Origin of the sequence: Citrobacter farmeri (assembly GCF_019048065.1) — a bacterium.
GTDB classification, from domain to species: domain Bacteria; phylum Pseudomonadota; class Gammaproteobacteria; order Enterobacterales; family Enterobacteriaceae; genus Citrobacter_A; species Citrobacter_A farmeri.
Window position 1 is genome coordinate 1,882,327 of sequence record NZ_CP077291.1, and the last position, 21,945, is coordinate 1,904,271.

Here is a 21,945-nt window from a genome sequence, read left to right on the forward strand (position 1 = left end):
ATGACGACCTTTCTTATCACCAGCGGGATCTGTCGCGCGGAGTCGGGGGATGATGCGCTCCCGCCGCCGCCCGATGCCCGCGCTATCGATCAGCAAGCGGTTTTTCATCTGGCGCTGATCGTCAACCATTACGACACGCAGCGAGTGGTGCCAGTGACGCAGCGGGCAGGTGAGTTCTATGTCAGCCATGACGATCTGCTCCAGGCCGGGCTTCCCGCCGAACACCTTCCGCAGGGCGAGGTCAATGTCTCGCGCTTATCGCAGGTCAAAACGCAATACGACAGCAGCGGGCAGCGCCTGCTGCTGAGCGTACCGCAGGACTGGCTGCCGGAACGTGCAACGCCATTCGGCGGTGAAACCCCAGTCAATGAGGCGCGCAACGGCAGCGGGGCGCTGCTCAACTACGATTTCTACAGTAGCCACTCGCAAAAGGGCGACAGCCAGGCCTCTGTCTGGCACGAATTGCGTTTTTTTAACGATGTGGGGTCGCTCTCGTCAACGGGCTACGTGCGGCAAGAACTGGCCGGGGAGGGCGATCGGCAGGACGGATACGTGCGCTACGATACCGTGTTCACGGCGACTCATGAGGCAGATGCGACGCAATGGCGGGTGGGCGATGTGGTAAGCGACGCACTGAGCTGGAGCAACAGCGTGCGGGTGGGGGGCGTGTCGTGGGGGCGCGACTTTTCGTTGCGCCCGGACCTGGTGACCTGGCCCTTACCGGAGTTTTCCGGTGAGGCGGCGGTGCCCACGGCGGTGGATCTGTTTATCAACGGCTATCGGGCCGGTTCAACGGAACTCCAGCCTGGGCCGTTTACCCTCACTAATCTGCCCTACATTAATGGCGCCGGCGACGCGGTGCTGGTGACCCGTGACGCGCTGGGTCGCCAGGTAAGTACGACCTTACCGTTTTATGTCGCCAGTCATTTGCTCAAAACAGGCGTCAGCGACGGCGCAGTCACGCTGGGCAGCCTGCGCCGCAATTATGGTATCGACAACTTTGACTACGGTCCGGCAGTCGGTAGCGCCAGCTACCGATACGGCGTGAATGATTATCTGACCCTCGAGGGCCATGCCGAAGGGGCGGAAGAACTGGCGCTGGGTGGCGTGGGTTCGCTGGTCAAGCTTGGGCGACTTGGCGTGGTCAATGGCGCATGGACGGAAAGCCGGATGCGGGGCAACAGCGGCAATCAGGTTAACTGGGGTTATCAATACAGTACCGCTGAATTTAGCGTGGCCACCCAACATTCCCGTCGCGAGCGCGGTTTTGGCAACCTGGCACTGTACGATCAGACTCCGCTGGCGGATAACGACAATCAGCCGCTGGCCTCGTTAAGCCAGCGCAGCGATCAGTATTCGCTGACGTTGAATATGGGGGAATTTGGCAATATCGGCGCGGCCTGGATTGGGATCCGCAGTTTTGACTCACAGAAAACAGAACTGCTGAATCTCTCCTGGAGCCGGAACCTGTGGGGAAGCAGCAGCCTTTATCTGTCCGCAAGCCGTGACAATCAGCAGGGCGACTGGACGCTGGCAATGTCGGTGCAGATCCCGCTGGGCGAGCGGGACAGCGCGGCGGTGTCGATGGAGAAAACGCCGGACGCCGGTCAGACCCAGCGCATCAATTACAATCACTCAATGCCGACCGACGGCGGGTTTAGCTGGAACCTGGCATGGGCGCGACAGTCTCAGGCGCGGGATTACCAGCAGGCAACGCTGGGCTGGCGTAATCGAAATATCGAATTACAGGGCGGAACCTACGGCGAAAGCAATGCCATGACCTGGTGGGGGGAGGCGATGGGATCGCTGGTCTTTATGGAAAACCAGCTGTTTGCCGCCAATAAAATCAACGATGCCTTTGTGGTGGTCAGCACCGACGGGCATCCTGATGTTCCGGTCAATTATGAAAATCAGCCGGTTGGTCATACCAACGATCGGGGTTATTTGCTGATAAGCGGCGTCTCCGCCTACTACCCGGCGAGTTACAGTATTAATACGCTCAATTTGCCTGCCGATACCCGCCTGAGGGAGACAGAACGTAAAGTAGCGCTGCGTCGTCAGAGCGGATACCTGGTGGATTTCCCGATGGAGCAAGAGCGAGTGGCAAGCGTCATTTTGCATGATGAAAACGGACATGCGCTGCCGGTGGCAAGTCAGGTTATGCGGGATAATAAAGCGCCCGCCGTGGTGGGCTACGACGGCATCGTCTGGCTGGAAAATCTCGACGGGGTGAATCCACTTCGGGTTGTCACGCCAGAGGGGACGCGCTGCGAAACCCGCTTTGCGCTGACCGCTAATCCTGAACATAAACTCCAGACTTACGGGCCGCTGATCTGTCGTCTGGGGGGCGGATGACCGTACGCGCACTACTGTTGTTGCTGTTATTCACGACGGCGTCGGGGGCCTGGGCGGCCTGTACCGTAAGCACGACGGCGGGGGCGTTTGGCAGCGTCTCCTCGTTTACCGTCAACAGCACAGAGCAGGCGACCAGCGCCAATCTGCTGGTGCAATGTGACGTGGTGCTGGGGCTATTAAATAACGATACGGTGACATTGACATATACCGGGGCAACGGTGTCGGCAGGTACCCGCGCCAGTCTCAAGCGCACGGATAATACCGCTGTGGCGGACGTGGTACCGGTTCGTTTGTGCGGCCAGTCCGGTTGCGCCAGCAACAGCGAGGTTGCCATCGGCAGCAGCTATACCTGGAGCGGGAATACACTATTAGCGCTGTTAGGTTCCACCCGCTTTACTCTGCCGCTCTTCTTTCGTACCAGCACTGGACAGAACGTCAGCGCCGGACCGTATCAGGTAACGCTCAATTTCAATGTTTATTACAACATCTGTCAGGTGGGGGCTCTGGGACTGTGCGCCACCACGCAAACCAATACGGTCGCGACCACAATGCAGCTTAACCTGACGGTGACTAATGACTGCATCACTATCAATGCGCCGAACGTCAATTTCGGCAGTGCCCCGTTGGTAAACAATTTCCCGACGATTTCGCAGGCGGTTTCCATTACCTGCACCAAAGGCAGCAACTACACGGTAGGGATTAATAACGGCAGCTATGCCAACGGTAATGTGCGCAATATGGCGAGCGGCAACAATCGCCTGAGCTACGAAATTTACAAAGCAAGTACCACCAACCGCTGGGGCAGTGTGGGGACGGAACGCTGGGCCAGCAGCGCCTCTTCTTCTACCAGTAGCGACGGTCTGCTGCGCACCTACAACTACACCGCCAGAGTGTTGCCCACCCAATCCACGCCTCCTGCCGGAACTTACACCGACACGGTGGTGGTGGATATCGCCTTCTGACCCGGATTTCCCTTTCGCAAACGTAAAGTTCTTATCAAGGGTGCCGATAACGTTGATAACTCGTTTTCAGGAAGGTGCCTTATGTGTAACCGTATCCGCGTTGTCACAATGCTGATGATGGTGCTGGGGGTTTTCGCACTGCTACAGCTTGTATCTGGTGGTTTGCTGTTTTCGTCTTTACAGCAGAATCAAAAAAGTTTTGTTATTTCCAACGATCTACGCCAACAGCAGAGTGAACTGACCTCGACATGGGATCTGATGCTGCAAACGCGTATCAACCTCAGCCGTTCCTCTGCGCGCATGATGATGGATGCGAACAATCAGCAAAGCAGTGCCAAGAACGATCTGTTGAAGAGCGCGAAAAATTCACTTGCTCAGGCGGCGGAGCACTACGCCAGGTTTAAATCTATCGATCCTCTGCCAGAGATGGCGGAGGTCAGCAACAATGTGGATGAAAAATACCAGAAATATCATGCCGGTTTAACTGAACTGGTGCAGTTCCTGGAAAACGGCAATATGGATGCCTTCTTCGCACAGCCCACGCAGGGGATGCAAAACGGTCTTGGCGACGCGAAGAGCAAGTACGCCAGCGTCAGCGAAAAACTCTATCGCCAGGCGTTTGATGAAAGCGCGCGCGATTACCAGTTTGCGAAGTGGCAACTCGCCATCCTGGCAGTGGTGCTGGTGCTGATCCTGGTGGTGGTGTGGTACGGCATTCGTCACACCCTGCTCAACCCGCTTTCCAGCGTGATCGCCCATATTCGTGAAATTGCTGGCGGTAATCTGACTAACACCCTGACCGTCGCCGGACGTAATGAGATTGGCGAACTGGCCGGCAGCGTCGATCACATGCAGCGCTCGCTGGTGGAGACCGTGACTCAGGTGCGCGAAGGATCTGATGCTATCTACTCCGGCACAACAGAAATCGCCACCGGTAACACCGATCTCTCATCGAGAACCGAGCAACAGGCGTCGGCGCTGGAAGAGACGGCTGCCAGTATGGAAGAGTTGACCGCGACAGTGAAACAGAACGCCGATAATGCCCGCCAGGCGTCGCAACTGGCGCAGAGTGCGTCGGAAACCGCGCAGCACGGTGGCAAAGTCGTGGATAACGTCGTCAAAACCATGCACGAAATCGCCGGTAGCTCGAAAAAGATCGCCGACATCATAAGTGTCATCGACGGTATTGCTTTCCAGACCAACATCCTGGCGCTGAACGCGGCAGTGGAAGCCGCGCGAGCCGGCGAGCAGGGGCGTGGCTTTGCGGTGGTGGCGGGCGAGGTACGTAACCTGGCCAGCCGCAGTGCGCAGGCGGCAAAAGAGATCAAAGCACTGATTGAAGATTCTGTTTCACGCGTGGATACCGGCTCCGTGCTGGTCGAGAGCGCGGGCGAGACCATGAACGATATTGTCAATGCGGTGACCCGCGTAACCGACATTATGGGTGAAATCGCCTCGGCCTCTGATGAACAAAGCCGTGGCATCGATCAGGTGGCGCTGGCGGTTTCTGAAATGGACCGCGTAACGCAGCAAAACGCCTCGTTGGTGCAGGAATCTGCTGCAGCCGCGGCCGCGCTGGAGGAGCAGGCCAGCCGTCTGACGATGGCGGTGTCTGCATTTCGTCTTGCCGCACGTCCTTATGCGGTAAAAACAAAAGAAGAACGGACTTCGGCGGACGTGCCCCGCACGGCGCAGAAGTCCTCGTTAAGCATGGAGCACGATACTAACTGGGAAACATTTTGACTGAATTTTAACACTGCGGCCGTTGCCGCCTGATGGGAGCGTTGATGTTTAATCGTATTCGAATCTCGACCACGCTGTTTTTGATTTTGATCCTCTGCGGTGTATTGCAGATTGGCAGTAATGGCTTGTCTTTTTGGGCATTTCGGGACGGTTTTCAAAGCCTGAATCAGGTCGAGCAGAGTAATCAGCAACGTGCGGCGCTGGCACAAACGCGCGCCGTTTTATTACAGGCGAGTACCGCCCTGAACAAGGCCGGGACATTAACGGCGCTGAGCTATCCGCCCGATGACATCAAAAGTCTGATGGTTATCGCGCGCGAAAGTCTGGCGCAATCCGGCACGCTGTTTAACAGCTTCATGGCGATAGAGGCGAATACCCCGGAGGGAAAAGCCTTACAGGACGCAACGCAGAAAAGTTTCACTCAGTGGCACAGCGATCTGGAGCACCAGGCTACCTGGCTTGAGAACAACCAGTTGTCAGACTTTCTGACCGCACCGGTACAGGCTTCGCAGGACGCCTTTGACGTTAACTTTAGCGCCTGGCAGCAGAACATTAATCATGTGCTGGAGGTGGCGGGGCAACAGAGCAAAAACAACTATCACATGTCGGCAGCGATCTTTATCAGCATGGTGATTATTGCCGCACTGTTAACCACCGGGGCACTGTTCTGGTCGCGCAAAATGATTGTCCAGCCGCTGGCGATTATTGGCAGTCATTTTGACAGCATTGCCGAAGGGAATCTGGCGCGGCCGATCGCGGTCTACGGTCGTAACGAGATTTCAGCGATTTTTGCCAGCCTGAAGGCGATGCAACTGGCGCTACGGGAAACCGTCAGTGACGTGCGTCAGGGCAGTCTGGCGATGCATACCGGGATTTCCGAAATCGCGATGGGCAATAACGATCTCTCCTCTCGCACCGAGCAGCAGGCGGCGTCGCTGGCACAGACGGCGGCCAGCATGGAGCAGTTAACCGCCACCGTTGGTCAGAACGCCGACAATGCGCGTCAGGCTTCTGGTCTGGCGAAAAGCGCGGCTGACACCGCGAAAACCGGCGGCGATCAGGCCACGAAAGTCGCCAGTACGATGCAGGCGATTGCCGCCAGTTCGCAAAAGATTGGCGACATTATCGGGGTGATTGACGGCATCGCTTTCCAGACCAATATTCTGGCGCTGAATGCGGCGGTAGAAGCGGCGCGGGCCGGTGAACAGGGGCGTGGATTTGCCGTGGTTGCCGGAGAAGTGCGTAACCTGGCGAGCCGCAGTGCTCAGGCAGCGAAAGAGATAAAAGGGCTGATTGAAGAGTCGGTGAATCGCGTCCATCAGGGATCGCAACTCGTTAATACCGCAGCACACACCATGACGGAAATTGTGAGTTCGGTTACGCGTGTCAACGACATCATGGGCGAGATTGCTTCGGCGTCAGATGAACAGCGCAGAGGGATTGAGCAGGTAGCGCAGGCGGTCACGCAGATGGATCAGGTGACGCAACAGAACGCCGCGCTGGTGGAAGAAGCCGCCGCTGCGACTGAGCAACTTGCGCATCAGGCCGACACGCTGTCAGCTCGCGTGGAGGTATTCAAACTGGAAGAACACGTTGTAACACACCAAGAATCGGCACCGCTGCAGGCAGTGCCCGTTGTATCCTGAATGTGATTGAGAAGGCGCTATGACATCATCTCTGCCCAACGGGCAAACGTCATTATTGTTACAGATGACCCAGCGCCTTGCGCTGTCTGACGCGCACTTTCGTCGGATATGTCAATTAATCTACCAGCGCGCGGGGATCGTGCTGGCGGACCACAAGCGGGATATGGTTTATAACCGCCTGGTTCGTCGACTGCGTACGCTGGGGCTGGATGATTTTGGCGACTATCTCAGCGTGCTGGAAGCAAATCAAAGCAGCGCAGAGTGGCAGGCTTTTATCAACTCGCTGACCACCAACCTGACGGCCTTCTTCCGCGAAGGGCACCATTTTCCGGTGTTGGCGGAAAGTGCACGTCGTCACAGCGGCGAATATCGGGTCTGGAGCGCCGCGGCATCGACCGGCGAAGAGCCGTACAGTATCGCCATTACGCTGGCCGATACGCTGGGTACGGCGCCGGGGCGCTGGAAAGTGTTTGCCAGCGACATCGATACCGAAGTGCTGGAGAAGGCCCGCAGCGGGATCTATCGCCTGGACGAACTGAAGACCCTGTCGCCGCAGCAACTCCAGCGCTATTTCATGCGCGGAACGGGCCCTCATGATGGGCTGGTTCGCGTGCGTCAGGAACTGGCCAGTCATGTCGAGTTTTCCGTGATTAACCTGCTCGATAAGCAGTACAACGTGCCGGGGCCGTTTGACGCCATCTTTTGTCGTAATGTGATGATCTATTTCGATAAAACGACGCAGCAGGACATCCTGCGCCGTTTTGTTCCTCTCCTTAAGCCTGATGGCCTGCTGTTTGCCGGGCATTCAGAGAACTTTAGCAACCTTGTGCGCGACTTTAGCCTGCGCGGGCAAACGGTTTATGCGCTAAGTAAGGGTAAAGCATGAGTAAAATCAGGGTGTTGTCGGTCGATGATTCTGCATTGATGCGTCAAATCATGACTGAAATTATTAACAGCCATAGCGATATGGAGATGGTGGCAACCGCGCCCGATCCGCTCGTCGCCCGGGACTTAATCAAGAAATATAACCCTGACGTGTTGACGCTGGACGTCGAAATGCCGCGGATGGACGGCCTCGATTTTCTTGAAAAGCTGATGCGACTGCGTCCGATGCCGGTGGTGATGGTGTCGTCGTTGACGGGGAAAGGATCGGAAGTGACGCTACGGGCGCTGGAACTGGGTGCGATCGATTTTGTTACTAAGCCACAGTTGGGGATCCGCGAAGGGATGCTGGCCTACAGCGAGATGATTGCGGAGAAAGTACGTACGGCGTCGCGCGCCCGGCTGACGGCTCATAAGCCGCTCGCAGCACCGGTAACCTTAAAGGCGGGACCGCTGCTCAGTTCGGAAAAGCTTATTGCGATTGGTGCCTCAACGGGCGGGACTGAGGCTATTCGCCATGTGCTGCAACCGCTGCCGCTCTCCAGCCCGGCGGTCATTATCACGCAGCATATGCCGCCCGGTTTTACCCGCTCCTTCGCCGAGCGCCTGAACAAACTGTGTCAGATTGCCGTGAAAGAGGCGGAGGACGGGGAGCGCGTTCTTCCGGGTCATGCCTACATTGCGCCGGGCGACAAGCATATGGAGCTGGCGCGCAGCGGGGCAAACTATCAGATAAAAATTCATGACGGTCCGCCGGTTAACCGGCACCGACCATCGGTGGATGTACTGTTTCATTCGGTAGCGATTCATGCGGGGCGCAATGCCGTCGGAGTGATCCTGACGGGGATGGGCAACGACGGCGCCGCCGGAATGTTAGCGATGCACCAGGCGGGCGCCTGGACGATTGCGCAAAATGAAGCAAGTTGTGTGGTGTTCGGCATGCCGCGCGAAGCTATCAACATGGGTGGCGTCAGCGAAGTGGTCGATCTTAGTCAGGTAAGCCAGCAGATGCTGGCGAAAATCAGTGCCGGACAGGCAATACGTATTTGAATCAGGAGTAATTTTTTATGGCGGATAAAGAGCTTAAATTTTTGGTTGTGGATGACTTTTCCACCATGCGTCGCATTGTGCGTAACCTGCTTAAGGAACTGGGCTTTAACAACGTCGAAGAAGCTGAAGATGGCGCGGACGCGTTGAATAAACTGCAGGCAGGTGGGTTTGGCTTTGTCATTTCCGACTGGAACATGCCGAACATCGACGGTCTCGAGTTACTGAAAACCATTCGTGCGGACGGCGGGATGTCCTCTCTGCCGGTGCTGATGGTGACGGCAGAAGCGAAGAAAGAGAATATCATCGCCGCGGCGCAGGCTGGAGCCAGCGGCTACGTGGTGAAACCGTTCACCGCGGCGACGCTGGAAGAAAAGCTCAATAAAATCTTTGAGAAACTGGGCATGTAAGGGGCTGACCATGATGCAACCATCGATTAAACCCGTAGATGAACATTCTGCCGGGGATATCATTGCCCGCATTGGTAGCCTGACCCGCATGCTGCGTGACAGTCTGCGCGAACTGGGACTGGACCAGGCCATTGCCGAAGCGGCAGAAGCCATTCCCGATGCCCGCGACCGTCTGGACTACGTGGTACAGATGACCGCGCAGGCGGCAGAGCGCGCCCTGAACAGCGTTGAGGCCTCTCAGCCGCACCAGGATGAAATGGAGAAAGGGGCGAAAGCGCTGAGCAAGCGCTGGGATGAGTGGTTCGAAAACCCGATTGAGCTCTCTGACGCCCGCGAACTGGTGACGGATACGCGCAAATACCTTGGTGATGTGCCTGGACACACCAGCTTTACCAACGCGCAATTGCTCGACATCATGATGGCGCAGGATTTCCAGGACCTGACCGGTCAGGTGATCAAGCGCATGATGGATGTGATTCAGGAGATTGAACGTCAGTTGCTGATGGTGCTGCTGGAAAACATTCCGGAGCAGGGCGCTCGACCTAAACGCGAAAGCGACAGTTTGTTGAATGGCCCTCAGGTCGATACCACCCGGGCGGGTGTTGTCGCCAGCCAGGACCAGGTGGACGATTTGTTGGATAGCTTAGGGTTCTAAATTGCCCGCTCAGAGATGGCCCAATGGGTCATCTCTGAGCGGGGCGCTATTTAATATCCATTTTCACCGTAACATTGCCTTCGAATTTTCCCCCTTTGGGAGGATTGGCGGTTGTTGACACTGGAGCTGCCTGCATTTTTATCGAGCCATTGCCCCGGGAGTCCAGAACAACTGGGAACTCCGCGGTTCCATCCAGTCGTACATCGTGACTGTTGCTGTCATACATTCGCACCCCGATGTCGTCACGATCGACCATCTTCGCAATCAATCCACTTTCCCCGTCGCTAACGCCCTGATCGGCTGACAGCGTTAGCTTTATCTTATCGCTGTTACTGACTGCCGCACTGTCGCAATGAAAGTTGATATCGACCGCTTTAAGGGCGAATCCGTCAGGCGGTGAACCCTTATGGACGAAATTTGTGCTCACGAGATTACCCAGGTCGACCTCAATTGTGCTACCGGCGTTAATGGTGCAACTTAGCGGTGCGCTGATGGTGCCGGACAGATAAATACTTGCTGCAGGATATGAGGCGCTGGCGGTACACCCTGTAGTGTTGTAGAGACACACGGCAACCTGTGCAACCAGCGTTGGGGGAATGGTTTCTACACCGAGGATAGGGGATTTGATGTAAAGCCTCGCGTTGATAGCGTTCCAGGAGAATTGACGTGCAGGGGTACCAGGCACTGGCTGCGTCCCTGCTCTGCAAACTGAGCCGTTTGATTCGACGATTTCTTGTGACTCGATTTTTGAGATCGGCGATGTTGTCGGATAGCTATTAATGGAGACCTGAATTAATGAACTTATGCTGGTGGCACCGCTGGTATTGGTATACACGTCAATATCGAGATCCAGATGGCTGGTCAGATAGCCATACCCTGCCGTCGACCCGGTTTGAAGCGGTGAGGTGACATAGATAACGTCAGATATCTTGGAGCTGCCGCTGATTGCTGCTGTACATTCGCAGTCAGCGGTGAGTGGGGGGCCATTGCCAACGAGAACGCCAGCGCTAACCAACTTACCTTGCGCATTGTCGGCTGGGCTCAGGTCATAGGACCAGTCGATAGCGTAATTCGCTCGATTGGGAAAACAATTTTTCAGAACAAAAGCCGCATGGCAGAACGAATGACTGAAAAACAGCATGGCTGCCAGGAGCCTGGCGACTATGAAAGTACGGCGACAGATATTCATGGTTTGCTCCCTGGTTGGCATAGTGCATTTAACATTTTAATTTTCATTGTTGACTGAGCGTTCCTTGCTTCAGATGGGATCTTAATAGTGGTAATACAGCGCTGTTGCGAAGTTGCTCCCCATTGAACTTCCACGGTCGAATTGTCCTGTAAGCCCGACAGATACAGCAGCCCCTGATCGTCGACGATGCCGCTGCTTTGTTTGTCGGTGGTGAGCGCCAGAGCACCAAAGGGAACGGGATCGCCGCCCGGCAGTACCAGCGTTAACAGAACACGATACCCGGTATGCGCCGAGAAATGCGCCTCCACGGCAGCGTTGCGCGAGGGGATCACGGTGACCGCGGTATCACTGCTGTCGACATCATCGGGGAGCGCGGTGGTGTTGAGGCCAATTCGGTTTTCCTGATAGGGCGACAGTGAAGGAATAATGGCATTACCCCACCAGTCGGTTCGAATACCGTACTGGTTTTGAAATTGCAGACCGGAGGCACCATCGGCATTGATAATGGCAAACTGATCGCCCAGCGGCTGGGAAAGCGTGACCCCATGCGGATGGGCAACAACGGCGCCACTCACGCCATAGCTTAGCTGTTGTGATCGGTCGGAAGCGCTGTGATAACCGGCGTTAAGATTACTAAAAGGCGCGCGCCAGGTGGCAGAGAGATTGCTGCTGTTGGCTGCCGGATGTTTACTGTGGCTTTGCTGGAGACTGTAGTTAAGGCTGCGATCGTCCAGCAACGTGCCATTAAGCCCCAGATTCTGGGTAGTTGCTCCCCCTTTGGTATTGCTGATGTCGTAGTTCGCCCAGCTCCCGGGCAACCAGTCGTTGAGCGGAATACTGATGCCGACAGAGAGTATTCTGTCATTGCTTCCGCTTTGCGAGTCATTCCAGCTCAGATTCATATGATAGCTAATGTGCTGGAATTGATAACTGGCACCTGCGTTAACACTGCGCTCCTTTTTATGAGTTCCCCAATAGTTCTGCTGGTAGCCGTTGAGGTAAAAGGTGCCGTCACCAAAAGGCTGGTTAACGCTGAGCTGCATCCGGTTGCGCTTATTGTAGCTGTCTCTCCAGTCGTCCTGAATGTCCTGATTATCGAGGTGGTTCGCATCCGCGAAAGAATAGTATCCGCGGCTGGAATAACGATAGCTGGCAAGGGTGAAGTAGGTTCCTGTTACGGCGATATTAGAGGTGTACATCAGTCGCCAGGATTGTCCCGTTTGCGTCCCTTCGTATTCGGACCTTGTTTGCGCCGCAGTCACGTCAGCGGAAAGGCTGCCATAGCGCCCAAGGTTGACGCCTGCTCCGGCAACGGCCGCAGAATAGTTTTCGGCAAACGTGGCGCCGCCGTACAGTGTTAACCGGTTGTTGACACCATAAATGGCAGAACTCTGAGCAAACATCGGCTCGCTGTCGCCGCTCTCGTTATCAGCTCTATACCGCCCGACAGTCGTTTCGAACCGAAGGTGGGAGGGGCGCTGCATCAGGGCAACACTGGAAGAGGCCTGGGTAAATTGATGTTCAGTTCCGTCGGCTTCTTTAATGGTGACCTCCATGTCGCCACTGCTGGAGGTGGCGTACAGGTCGCGAATTTCAAAGGCGCCAGGCGATACCGTAGACTGATAGATGACATAGCCATTTTGTTTAATGGTCACCTGCGCATTAGACATGGCGGTGCCGCGAATGACTGGCGCAAACCCACGTTCACTGGCAGGTAGCATTTCTTCATCAGAGGCGAGGTTAATACCGCTGTACTGAATACTGTCAAACACTTCACCTCTGGTGCTGCTCTGACCTCCCACAAATTGCGCTTTCAGCACACGAATATCGTGTTGCAGCCATGAAGCGATAGTTTGCCAGGACTTTTCTCCTCCGGAATCAGACCATGTAGAGTAGTTGCGGGCACGCCAGCCGCCCAGATTCACCCCGCTGCGCATATTCAGATACTGACTATTGCTGCTGTCGCCAGGTCCCGTCGTTTCCCGGCCGCTGAAAGTGTAATCACTGAACACGACTGGTACACCGTTATCCCAGCGAGATGGCGCGATATAACCAGTGCTTTGATGCTCAATCGACTCTTGTGGAAAGCTGAGATCCAGCGTCTGACTGGTAAAATCGAATACTGAACTGCTCGCAGGAATATACCAGCCAGGAGGATGTGGAAGAGGGGTATCCGGCGGTAGTGCTGCAAGCTCAGGGTAGTCATCGATCTTGACACCCCATTTTCGAAGCATCGCGGGTGTTAACTGCGCCTCAAGCGAACCGTCTTTACCATTCAGATAGGCCACCTGACTCTCTTCCAGCAACCGTTTATTTAACCTGATATGAGTTGGGTATTTACCAGGTAACTGGGCTTTGGGATTTGAGAATATTGACAAGTCTGAAACCGGAGACGCGACATCGCTGTCCAGGGCATCAGGTGCAAAATAAAATTCACGAGCATAGACGGACTCGGCCATCATCAAGAAAATGGCGGCAAGACAAGTTAGCCTGGGTTGCGCCACTCTGACAGGCAGTGATGAGTCCCGGTGCAGCAGGTTAACCATGAATGTCCCTTACCCTTGTTTCAGTGAAAAACTGAACGCTTCGGTGGCATTGCCGTAATCGCTAATGCAGCGCCAGACCAGATGATTGCCCGCTGTGTCGGCGGGGAGAGCCAGTGTGACCGTGCTGCCAGGTGCGACGGTGTCCGCCCGGGTAAGCGATTTGTTGTCAATGAGTAAAGAGTCAAATACCGTGTGGTAGCCTGATAGGTTATCAATGCGCAGCGTTTGCCCGGTGCGGGTAAATTTCAGTTTTTCGCAGGCTTTGGTGGGCGTGCCTTTCAGACCTTGCGGACGGTAAAACAATTTCAGACGGGTTTTATAAATCAGGCGCAGAATGTTTTTGCTCTCATTTTCCTTATCGCTGGCTGGAATAGTGCGTATGTTGACATAGAAAAGCGACTCTCTGTTTTCTGGCACGGCGGCGCCGGACCAGATGATGCGTAAACTCTGTTCTTTTTGCGCATCGAGACGAAACAACGGCGGTGTGATGATAAAGGGGCCTCGCGTTTTTCCGTCGCCAGTGTCAACCCAGGATTGCACCAGCCACGGGCTATCGTCGCTTTTATTTATTATGGGAAGTGCTACTTCTTTATCATTGGCATTATAAATGACACGGGTTTTACCTATTTGGATTCCTCCGGCATTCACCGGGGTCATACCTGATAAATAGAGCGAGGTGAGTAGAAAAATTCGTAATAACATATATGCGAATGTTCCTGGAAATAACTGAAATCATGAATGAGTTATGCCAGTTCATGATTTCAGGAATAATAGTTAGTGATGTAACGTAAATAGCGCGTTAGCGATAAAGAAGATTGACGACCATATCGGCATCCGCCGGGCCTGCAGTAACGGGGAGCGCGTAAGCAACATAACGCGCAGTAAAGTCCTGGGAGATTTGTGAACCCGCGGCAGAGGGGAGATCGATATAGATCTGCTCTTCCGTACCATCGAGCCTGAGCTTGTTGGTGGTGACTTCACTACCTATATTAATGGCTATCCCGATGTTTGTTGCGGCGGTATCGCCTGCATCGGCTGTTGTTTTTTTGCTAACCGACAGCAGCTCAGGATGGTCGGTCACGGTTGGGCCAGTGAATGTCAGCTGTACTTTGGGTAGACCGCTTGTCGGTGTGGGGCATTTGTTTAAGTTAATCGTAAATACCGTTGAGCGGGGAGCATTCGCCCCTGCACTTGTAAAATCAGAAACGGAAAAGGTGCCTAAAGCGACGTTTGCGTCGGTACCATTAGCAAATTCACAGGTTGGCTCAATAATACTGCCGGTGAAGTGAATGGTACTGGTGGTCGATGGATAATCATCTGCGTAAGCGGCTGTTGCCGATAACGCGAATAACAAGCTTGCAAGTAAATTTATTTTTCTGGACATAATTGCGTCATCCTTATCTGTCTAATGCCAGGTTATTTAACGTTGTATGCAATTTTTTGATAATTCCAGCATTGCTGGTCGATGTGGATAATATTGTTTTTTGAAAGGGATTGGAATATGTATTGAATATAATTTCAAATTATTGTTTCTATTTTTGTATGGCTGAGAGTTATGTGTTTTTTATTTTATTTTATTTTATTAGTGATGATATTATTTTGTTTTAATGCCATATATTGTGGCTTGTCTGGTGCTATTTTATTTTTGAAGTGTTCTATTTGTTAATTAAATTGACAACAATTTCCTGTTTGAGACATTTCATTAACCGTGACTTGTATCAAATCGTGATGGAAAAAAAACTTAATAAATTCTGAAATTGCAGGATGTCTGCTCAAAGCGCACAAAAAGATGAAATTCATCCCTTTGTTCGCCTCATTGCTTCACCCTTGCCAGGGCAAAATGAGCCTATCGTAAATCATCACAGATGCAGGCCGTGGCGGACGAAAGCGAGAGCGACGACAAAACAGAAGCCCCCACCCCCCACCGACTTGAAAAAGCGCGGGAAGAGGGACAGATCCCCCGTTCCAGAGAACTGACGTCACTGCTGATTTTGCTGGTGGGCGTCTGCATTATCTGGATTGGCGGTGAGTCACTGGCCAGGCGGCTATCCGGCATGCTGTCAGCGGGACTGCGCTTTGATCACAGCATGGTCAATGACCCCAATCTGATCCTCGGGCAAATCATACTGTTGATTAAAGAAGCGATGATCGCGCTGTTGCCGCTGATCGCGGGCGTCGTGCTGGTAGCGCTTGTCTCGCCGGTTCTGCTCGGCGGTCTGGTCTTTAGCGGTAAATCGCTGCAACCCAAATTTTCCAAACTCAACCCATTGCCAGGGATCAAACGTATGTTCTCGGCGCAGACGGGGGCGGAACTGCTGAAGGCGATTCTGAAATCCACGCTGGTGGGCAGCGTGACGGCGCTGTATCTGTGGCACAACTGGCCGGAGATGATGCGTTTGATGGCGGAGTCCCCGCGTACAGCGATGGGGAACGCGCTGGATCTCGTTGGCTTGTGTGCGCTGTTGGTGGTGCTGGGCGTGATCCCGATGGTCGGATTCGATGTGATTTTCCAGATCATGAGCCATCTGAAAAAATTGCGCATGTCACGCCAGGATATCCGCGATGAATTTAAACAAAACGAAGGCGACCCTCACGTGAAGGGACGTATCCGACAGATGCAGCGCCAGGCGGCGCGTCGACGCATGATGAACGACGTCCCCAATGCTGATGTCATCGTCACCAACCCCACGCACTATTCGGTGGCGCTTCAGTATGACGAAAACAAAATGAGCGCACCGAAAGTGGTGGCGAAAGGCGCTGGACTCGTGGCGTTGCGCATTCGTGAGATCGGTGCCGAAAACAAAATTCCCACGCTTGAAGCGCCGCCTCTGGCGCGTGCGCTTTATCGCCACGCCGAGATTGGTCAGCAGATCCCAGGGCAACTGTACGCCGCCGTTGCGGAAGTACTGGCCTGGGTCTGGCAGCTTAAACGCTGGCGACTTGCCGGTGGGGAACGTCCACCACAACCTGCAAATCTTCCGGTGCCTGAGGCCCTGGACTTTATGAACGAGAAGACTACCGATGGCTAATCTGGTCGCGATGCTGCGCCTGCCCAACAACATGAAAACCACGCAGTGGCAGATCCTTGCCGGGCCGATCCTCATTCTGCTGATCCTGTCGATGATGGTTCTGCCGCTACCGGCGTTTATCCTCGATCTGCTGTTTACCTTTAATATCGCGCTGTCAATTATGGTGCTGCTGGTGGCGATGTTCACTCAGCGTACGCTGGAATTCGCCGCGTTTCCAACCATTCTGCTGTTCACCACGCTGCTGCGTCTGGCGCTGAACGTGGCCTCAACCCGTATCATTTTGATGGAAGGACACACCGGTGCGGCAGCGGCAGGGAAGGTCGTTGAAGCGTTCGGTCACTTCCTGGTCGGTGGTAATTTCGCTATCGGTATCGTGGTGTTCGTTATCCTCGTCATCATCAACTTTATGGTCATCACCAAAGGTGCCGGACGTATTGCCGAAGTGGGCGCGCGCTTTGTCCTTGACGGAATGCCGGGTAAACAGATGGCGATTGACGCCGACCTTAACGCCGGTCTTATCGGCGAAGATGAAGCGAAAAAGCGTCGTTCAGAGGTGACTCAGGAGGCCGACTTCTACGGTTCGATGGACGGTGCGAGTAAGTTTGTTCGCGGTGACGCCATCGCCGGTATTTTGATTATGGTGATCAACGTCGTGGGCGGTCTGCTGGTGGGCGTGCTGCAACACGGTATGACCATGGGACATGCTGCGGAAAGCTATACCCTGCTGACCATTGGTGATGGTCTGGTGGCGCAGATCCCGGCGCTGGTGATCTCAACCGCGGCGGGCGTTATCGTCACCCGCGTGAGTACCGATCAGGACGTCGGCGAGCAGATGGTCGGCCAGCTGTTCAGTAACCCCAGAGTGATGTTGCTCAGTGCAGCGGTACTGGGTCTGCTGGGGCTGGTTCCGGGTATGCCGAACCTCGTCTTCCTGATGTTTACCGCTGCGCTGCTGGGGCTGGCCTGGTGGATCCGGGGCCGTGAACAGAAGGCGCCAGCCGAACCGCAGCCGACTAAAGTTCCGGAAAATAACTCGGTGGTGGAAGCGACCTGGAATGATGTGCAACTGGAAGACTCTCTCGGCATGGAAGTGGGCTATCGCCTGATCCCAATGGTCGATTTTCAGCAGGATGGCGAGCTGTTGGGGCGTATCCGCAGTATTCGTAAAAAGTTCGCCCAGGACATGGGCTTTCTGCCGCCGGTGGTACACATCCGCGACAATATGGATCTCCAGCCAGCGCATTACCGCATTCTGATGAAAGGTGTTGAAATTGGCAGCGGAGATGCCTATCCGGGACGCTGGCTGGCGATCAACCCTGGCACTGCCGCCGGCACTTTACCGGGCGAGCAGACGGTGGACCCTGCATTTGGTCTGGATGCGATCTGGATCGAAAGCGCATTAAAAGAACAGGCGCAGATTCAGGGCTTCACCGTGGTGGAGGCCAGTACCGTGGTCGCCACACATCTGAACCACCTGATTGGCCAGTACGCGTCTGAACTGTTCGGCCGCCAGGAAGCGCAGCAACTGCTGGATCGCGTGTCGCAGGAGATGCCGAAGCTGACTGAAGATCTCGTGCCTGGCGTGGTGACCCTGACCACGCTGCATAAAGTGTTGCAGAATCTGCTGGACGAAAAAGTGCCGATTCGCGATATGCGTACCATTCTGGAAACGCTGGCAGAACATGCGCCGTTGCAGAGCGATCCGCATGAGCTCACTGCGGTGGTTCGCGTGGCGCTGGGGCGCGCCATTACTCAGCAGTGGTTCCCGGGTAACCATGAAGTCAGTGTGATTGGTCTTGATACCGCGCTGGAACGTCTGCTGTTGCAGGCGCTACAGGGCGGCGGTGGACTGGAGCCGGGTCTTGCCGACCGTCTGTTAGCGCAAACCCAGGAGGCGCTGTCCCGCCAGGAGATGCTGGGTGCGCCGCCAGTACTGCTGGTTAACCATGCGTTGCGTCCATTGCTGTCGCGCTTCCTGCGCCGCAGTCTGCCGCAACTGGTGGTGCTGTCGAACATGGAGTTGTCCGATAACCGTAACATTCGCATGACGGCGACCATTGGAGGTAAATAATGCGCATACTTTTTTGGCTGTTACTCTTCCCGCTGACAGTACAGGCTGCCGGGGAAGGGGCGTGGCAGGCCAGTAGTATCGGAATTACCCTGAATCATCGCGGAGTATCCGCTTCGTCGGCACCGCTTTCATCCAGCCAGCCCGTCTCTGGCCTGATGACGCTGGTCGCCTGGCGTTATGAACTGAATGGCCCGACGCCTGCCGGTTTACGGGTGCGCTTATGCTCGCAATCCCGCTGTGTAGAGATAGAGGGGCAGAGCGGGACAACGCTGGCATTTAGCAACGTCCCCGCCGTTGAGCCGTTACGTTTTATCTGGGAAGTTCCCGGCGGCGGCCGTTTAATTCCCGCACTGAAAGTCCAGAGCAATCAGGTGATAGTGAACTACCATTAACATTTCAACTCCTCATCAGGCAGCGGAATAAACTGCTGCCTGACCCGCATTTTTGACCTCGTCTTTTGATCTAAAAGAAACGCTGTTTTATAAATCGGTGACACGCGTTGCCGGTCTCTTTGCGTTTTTGCCATTTCACTCCTGCAGGTGGCAAAAACGAAAAGGTATCCAGGTTTGTAAGCTTTTACTGTAGCCGTGTAAGAACTCCCCCTGGCGCCGCCAACTGGCCGGGAGTCCGTCCCCCAACCATTTGCAGGGTTAACGGTAATGAAAACACGTAAAATTGGATTGGTGAATTATTTCGCCTATGGCTCAGGCGATTTCCTGGGTGCAGGCACCACGGCGCTCACGGCAGCCTGGCTGCTCTATTTCTATACAACCTTCTGCGGGCTTTCTCCCATCGAAGCGACTTTCATCTTTGCTGCTGCAAGGGTGCTGGACGCGGTTGTCAGTCCGCTGATGGGCTTTTTGACCGATAACTTCGGTTCCACCTGGTTTGGCAAACGCTTTGGCCGGCGTAAATTCTTTATCCTGTTGGGGATCCCGTGCGTATTCAGCTACTCGCTGATGTGGGTAGGGGATATGAGCTTCTGGTATTACCTGCTGACCTATTTGCTGTTTGATATCGTCTATACCATGATCCTGGTGCCTTACGAGACGCTGGTACCGGAAATGACCGATGATTTTAAACAGAAAACGAAGTTTTCCGGCGCGCGTATCGGTATGGCGCAAATGTCCGCGATTCTGGCCTCTTTCTTGCCCGGCATTTTGTTAACCGCTTTCGGCAAGGACAACCCGATCTCCTTCTTTTATGCCAGCCTGGTCTTCTCAGTGCTGTGCGCATTAATGCTGACCTTCGTCTGGTTCTTTACCTGGGAGCGCCCACGTGAAGAGTGGACGGAAGCCGCGCTGCGTGCGGAAGAGGAGAAAAAGAGCCTGACGTTTAGCCAGAGCATGAACCGCCTGTTCGTGGAGTTAAGCTCCACACTGCGGATTAAGATATTCCGTCAGCATCTGGGGATGTACCTCGGCGGCTATATTGCGCAGGATGTGTTCAACGCTGTCTTTACCTATTACGTAGTATTTGTCCTGATGCAGGAAGCGTCAATGGCATCGAATCTGCTTGGCACGATGGCGATCTTCCAGTTTATTGCGGTCATCGCCATGATCCCGTTATGTATCCGTTTTGGACCCGCGCCGTCCTACCGGATGGTCGTGATACTGTTCGGCCTGAGTTCACTCTCCTATGCGGTGCTTTACTACGCCGGATTGAGCGATATTTACTCCCTGCTGCTACTGGTTTCTGCGGTGGCTGGCCTGGGGCGCGGCGGCATCAACTATGTACCATGGAATACCTATACCTACATTGCGGATGTGGATGAAGTCATCACCGGTCAGCGCCGCGAAGGGATCTTCGCCGGGATCATGACCCTGACGCGTAAAGCATCACAGGCAGGGGCGGTGATGCTGGTCGGGATTGTCATGCAAATGTCGGGCTTTGTTTCAGGACAGAGCACGCAGCCCGAAGCGGTCAGTCATACCATTCTGCTGATCCTCAGCTGCGGTACGCTGCTGGTGCTGGCCTGCGGCTTCCTGGTTTCCCTGCGCTTCAAACTGAATTTGCAAACCCACAGTACGCTGCGCGAAGAGACGGCGAAAATGCGCGAATCCGGTCGCGCAATGCCTGAGAGTGTTACTCCGCAGGCGCGCGCCACCGTCGAGATGCTTGCCGGACTGCCGTATGAATCACTTTGGGGTAACAACAATATTGGTTACCTGAATCGTAATAAACCCGCGGCTCCTTCGCTGAAGCAGGCTGCGATATTGAATTCGACTTATCACAGAGGTTAAAGATATGAAGGTTTGGCCTGTCAAACATAGCTCGTTACTGCGTCAGCCGGAACGGTTTATCTCACGGGAAGAGCTGAAAGCGTTAATTCAGACGGTGACGACCAATCTGGTGAACATCAAGGACGAGACGGGTCAATTTCTGCTGCGCCTGGACGACGGACGTGTGATTGACACCAAGGGCTGGGCAGGGTGGGAATGGACGCATGGAATCGGGCTGTATGGGATGTATCAGTACTACCAACAGAGCGGCGACGAGACGATGCGCGATATCATCGACAACTGGTTCGCAGACCGTTTTGCCGAAGGGACTACCACCAAAAACGTCAACACGATGGCGCCGTTCCTGACGCTGGCGTATCGCTATGAGGAGACGCGTAATCCGGCTTATCTGCCGTGGCTCGACGCGTGGGCGGAATGGGCGATGTATGAGATGCCGCGTACCGATCACGGCGGCATGCAGCACATCACGCTGGCGGAAGAGAACCATCAGCAGATGCGGGACGACACCCTGATGATGACGGTGCTGCCGCTGGCGAAAATCGGCAAGTTGCTTAACCGGCCTGAATACGTGGAAGAGGCGACCTATCAGTTTCTGCTGCACGTACAGAATCTGATGGATCGGGAGACCGGCCTGTGGTTCCACGGCTGGAATTATGACGGGCATCATAACTTTGCCAATGCCCGCTGGGCGCGCGGCAATAGCTGGCTGACCATCGTGATCCCGGACTTCCTCGAACTGGTGGATTTGCCGGAAAACAGCGCAGTGCGCCGCTATCTGGTCCAGGTACTGAATGCGCAGATTGCCGCGCTGGCGAACTGTCAGGATGAAAGCGGGCTTTGGCATACGCTGCTTGACGACCCGCATTCCTACCTGGAAGCCTCCGCCACCGCAGGGTTCGCCTACGGGATTTTAAAAGCCGTGCGTAAGCGCTATGTCAGCGCAAACTATGCCGACGTGGCGGAAAAAGCGATTCGTGGAATTGTGCGGAACATTTCACCGCAAGGGGAGTTATTACAAACTTCATTCGGTACAGGAATGGGGCACGATCTTGACTTCTATCGGGCGATACCGCTGACGTCCATGCCCTACGGCCAGGCAATGGCGATGTTGTGTCTGACGGAGTATTTGCGGAAGTACTTCTGATAGCCTGATAGCAAAAACCCGGC

17 protein-coding genes are annotated in these 21,945 nt (G+C 54.7%); 13 read left to right on the plus strand and 4 right to left on the minus strand.

What is annotated here, in order from left to right; translation table 11 throughout:
* The 8 genes from I6L53_RS08870 to cheZ all read left to right on the plus strand — a co-directional run bounded on the left by I6L53_RS08870 (nucleotide 1) and on the right by cheZ (nucleotide 9,700).
* Complete coding sequence (locus I6L53_RS08870; protein WP_232231066.1) at nucleotides 1-2,355, plus strand: fimbria/pilus outer membrane usher protein; 2,355 nt, start codon at nucleotides 1-3, stop codon at nucleotides 2,353-2,355.
* Entirely contained in the window at nucleotides 2,352-3,317 is a 966-nt protein-coding gene (locus tag I6L53_RS08875) for a Csu type fimbrial protein (protein WP_042318371.1), read from the plus strand. The genes I6L53_RS08870 and I6L53_RS08875 overlap by 4 nt, the downstream gene beginning before the upstream one ends.
* 81 nt (nucleotides 3,318-3,398) lie before the next feature.
* Nucleotides 3,399-5,060 carry a methyl-accepting chemotaxis protein II gene (tar, locus tag I6L53_RS08880; protein ID WP_042318373.1) on the plus strand — a complete coding sequence of 554 codons (1,662 nt, stop codon included), beginning with the start codon at nucleotides 3,399-3,401 and terminating at the stop codon, nucleotides 5,058-5,060.
* A 44-nt stretch (nucleotides 5,061-5,104) separates the two neighbouring features.
* The gene (tap, locus tag I6L53_RS08885; RefSeq protein WP_042318375.1) at nucleotides 5,105-6,706 is read left to right on the plus strand and encodes a methyl-accepting chemotaxis protein IV; all 1,602 of its coding nucleotides are present in this window, start codon (nucleotides 5,105-5,107) and stop codon (nucleotides 6,704-6,706) included.
* A 19-nt stretch (nucleotides 6,707-6,725) separates the two neighbouring features.
* Nucleotides 6,726-7,592, plus strand: coding sequence for a protein-glutamate O-methyltransferase CheR (gene cheR, locus I6L53_RS08890; RefSeq protein WP_042318377.1), 867 nt, complete (start codon nucleotides 6,726-6,728; stop codon nucleotides 7,590-7,592).
* Nucleotides 7,589-8,638: a protein-glutamate methylesterase/protein glutamine deamidase gene (gene cheB / locus I6L53_RS08895; protein ID WP_042318378.1), complete on the plus strand. Its 1,050-nt coding sequence runs from the start codon at nucleotides 7,589-7,591 to the stop codon at nucleotides 8,636-8,638. Before cheR ends, cheB begins: the two co-directional genes overlap by 4 nt.
* Nucleotides 8,639-8,655: 17 nt before the next feature.
* Nucleotides 8,656-9,045 carry a chemotaxis response regulator CheY gene (gene cheY / locus I6L53_RS08900; RefSeq protein ID WP_042318379.1) on the plus strand — a complete coding sequence of 130 codons (390 nt, stop codon included), beginning with the start codon at nucleotides 8,656-8,658 and terminating at the stop codon, nucleotides 9,043-9,045.
* Between the two features lie 10 nt (nucleotides 9,046-9,055).
* Nucleotides 9,056-9,700: a protein phosphatase CheZ gene (gene cheZ, locus I6L53_RS08905; protein WP_042318381.1), complete on the plus strand. Its 645-nt coding sequence runs from the start codon at nucleotides 9,056-9,058 to the stop codon at nucleotides 9,698-9,700.
* A gap of 46 nt (nucleotides 9,701-9,746) precedes the next feature.
* On the opposite strand, the gene I6L53_RS08910 is transcribed toward cheZ, so the two are convergent.
* From I6L53_RS08910 to I6L53_RS08925, 4 genes are all read right to left on the minus strand, one after another.
* Entirely contained in the window at nucleotides 9,747-10,889 is a 1,143-nt protein-coding gene (locus tag I6L53_RS08910) for a fimbrial protein (RefSeq protein ID WP_052425365.1), read from the minus strand.
* A complete protein-coding gene (locus tag I6L53_RS08915; protein WP_052425366.1) occupies nucleotides 10,886-13,435 on the minus strand; it encodes a fimbria/pilus outer membrane usher protein in 2,550 nt (849 codons plus the stop codon). The genes I6L53_RS08910 and I6L53_RS08915 overlap by 4 nt, the downstream gene beginning before the upstream one ends.
* 9 nt (nucleotides 13,436-13,444) lie before the next feature.
* Entirely contained in the window at nucleotides 13,445-14,137 is a 693-nt protein-coding gene (locus I6L53_RS08920; protein ID WP_042318384.1) for a fimbrial biogenesis chaperone, read from the minus strand.
* Nucleotides 14,138-14,234: 97 nt separating this feature from the next.
* A complete protein-coding gene (locus tag I6L53_RS08925) occupies nucleotides 14,235-14,819 on the minus strand; it encodes a fimbrial protein (RefSeq protein ID WP_042318385.1) in 585 nt (194 codons plus the stop codon).
* 481 nt (nucleotides 14,820-15,300) lie between these two features.
* On the opposite strand from I6L53_RS08925, the gene flhB reads away from it, so the two are divergent.
* From flhB to bglB, 5 genes are all read left to right on the plus strand, one after another.
* Nucleotides 15,301-16,464: a flagellar biosynthesis protein FlhB gene (gene flhB / locus I6L53_RS08930; RefSeq protein ID WP_174349313.1), complete on the plus strand. Its 1,164-nt coding sequence runs from the start codon at nucleotides 15,301-15,303 to the stop codon at nucleotides 16,462-16,464.
* Nucleotides 16,457-18,535 (plus strand): flagellar biosynthesis protein FlhA, encoded by a 2,079-nt coding sequence (gene flhA / locus I6L53_RS08935; RefSeq protein ID WP_042318386.1) that lies wholly within the window; start codon nucleotides 16,457-16,459, stop codon nucleotides 18,533-18,535. Before flhB ends, flhA begins: the two co-directional genes overlap by 8 nt.
* Nucleotides 18,535-18,927, plus strand: coding sequence for a flagellar protein FlhE (gene flhE / locus I6L53_RS08940; protein ID WP_042318388.1), 393 nt, complete (start codon nucleotides 18,535-18,537; stop codon nucleotides 18,925-18,927). The genes flhA and flhE overlap by 1 nt, the downstream gene beginning before the upstream one ends.
* 267 nt (nucleotides 18,928-19,194) lie before the next feature.
* Entirely contained in the window at nucleotides 19,195-20,778 is a 1,584-nt protein-coding gene (locus I6L53_RS08945; protein ID WP_042318389.1) for an MFS transporter, read from the plus strand.
* Between the two features lie 4 nt (nucleotides 20,779-20,782).
* Nucleotides 20,783-21,922, plus strand: coding sequence for a beta-galactosidase BglB (gene bglB / locus I6L53_RS08950; RefSeq protein ID WP_217124966.1), 1,140 nt, complete (start codon nucleotides 20,783-20,785; stop codon nucleotides 21,920-21,922).
* The last annotated feature ends 23 nt before the right edge of the window (nucleotides 21,923-21,945 follow it).

What these genes read in the sequence shown, in the direction of transcription:
- I6L53_RS08925 (WP_042318385.1), bottom strand. Translation starts at nt 14,819, where the DNA reads ATGTCCAGAAAAATAAATTTACTTGCAAGCTTGTTATTCGCGTTATCG.
- tap (WP_042318375.1), top strand. Translation starts at nt 5,105, where the DNA reads ATGTTTAATCGTATTCGAATCTCGACCACGCTGTTTTTGATTTTGATC.
- I6L53_RS08875 (WP_042318371.1), top strand. Translation starts at nt 2,352, where the DNA reads ATGACCGTACGCGCACTACTGTTGTTGCTGTTATTCACGACGGCGTCG.
- I6L53_RS08915 (WP_052425366.1), bottom strand. Translation starts at nt 13,435, where the DNA reads ATGGTTAACCTGCTGCACCGGGACTCATCACTGCCTGTCAGAGTGGCG.
- flhA (WP_042318386.1), top strand. Translation starts at nt 16,457, where the DNA reads ATGGCTAATCTGGTCGCGATGCTGCGCCTGCCCAACAACATGAAAACC.
- flhB (WP_174349313.1), top strand. Translation starts at nt 15,301, where the DNA reads ATGCAGGCCGTGGCGGACGAAAGCGAGAGCGACGACAAAACAGAAGCC.
- I6L53_RS08920 (WP_042318384.1), bottom strand. Translation starts at nt 14,137, where the DNA reads ATGTTATTACGAATTTTTCTACTCACCTCGCTCTATTTATCAGGTATG.
- cheZ (WP_042318381.1), top strand. Translation starts at nt 9,056, where the DNA reads ATGATGCAACCATCGATTAAACCCGTAGATGAACATTCTGCCGGGGAT.
- I6L53_RS08870 (WP_232231066.1), top strand. Translation starts at nt 1, where the DNA reads ATGACGACCTTTCTTATCACCAGCGGGATCTGTCGCGCGGAGTCGGGG.
- tar (WP_042318373.1), top strand. Translation starts at nt 3,399, where the DNA reads ATGTGTAACCGTATCCGCGTTGTCACAATGCTGATGATGGTGCTGGGG.
- bglB (WP_217124966.1), top strand. Translation starts at nt 20,783, where the DNA reads ATGAAGGTTTGGCCTGTCAAACATAGCTCGTTACTGCGTCAGCCGGAA.
- flhE (WP_042318388.1), top strand. Translation starts at nt 18,535, where the DNA reads ATGCGCATACTTTTTTGGCTGTTACTCTTCCCGCTGACAGTACAGGCT.
- cheY (WP_042318379.1), top strand. Translation starts at nt 8,656, where the DNA reads ATGGCGGATAAAGAGCTTAAATTTTTGGTTGTGGATGACTTTTCCACC.
- cheR (WP_042318377.1), top strand. Translation starts at nt 6,726, where the DNA reads ATGACATCATCTCTGCCCAACGGGCAAACGTCATTATTGTTACAGATG.
- I6L53_RS08945 (WP_042318389.1), top strand. Translation starts at nt 19,195, where the DNA reads ATGAAAACACGTAAAATTGGATTGGTGAATTATTTCGCCTATGGCTCA.
- cheB (WP_042318378.1), top strand. Translation starts at nt 7,589, where the DNA reads ATGAGTAAAATCAGGGTGTTGTCGGTCGATGATTCTGCATTGATGCGT.
- I6L53_RS08910 (WP_052425365.1), bottom strand. Translation starts at nt 10,889, where the DNA reads ATGAATATCTGTCGCCGTACTTTCATAGTCGCCAGGCTCCTGGCAGCC.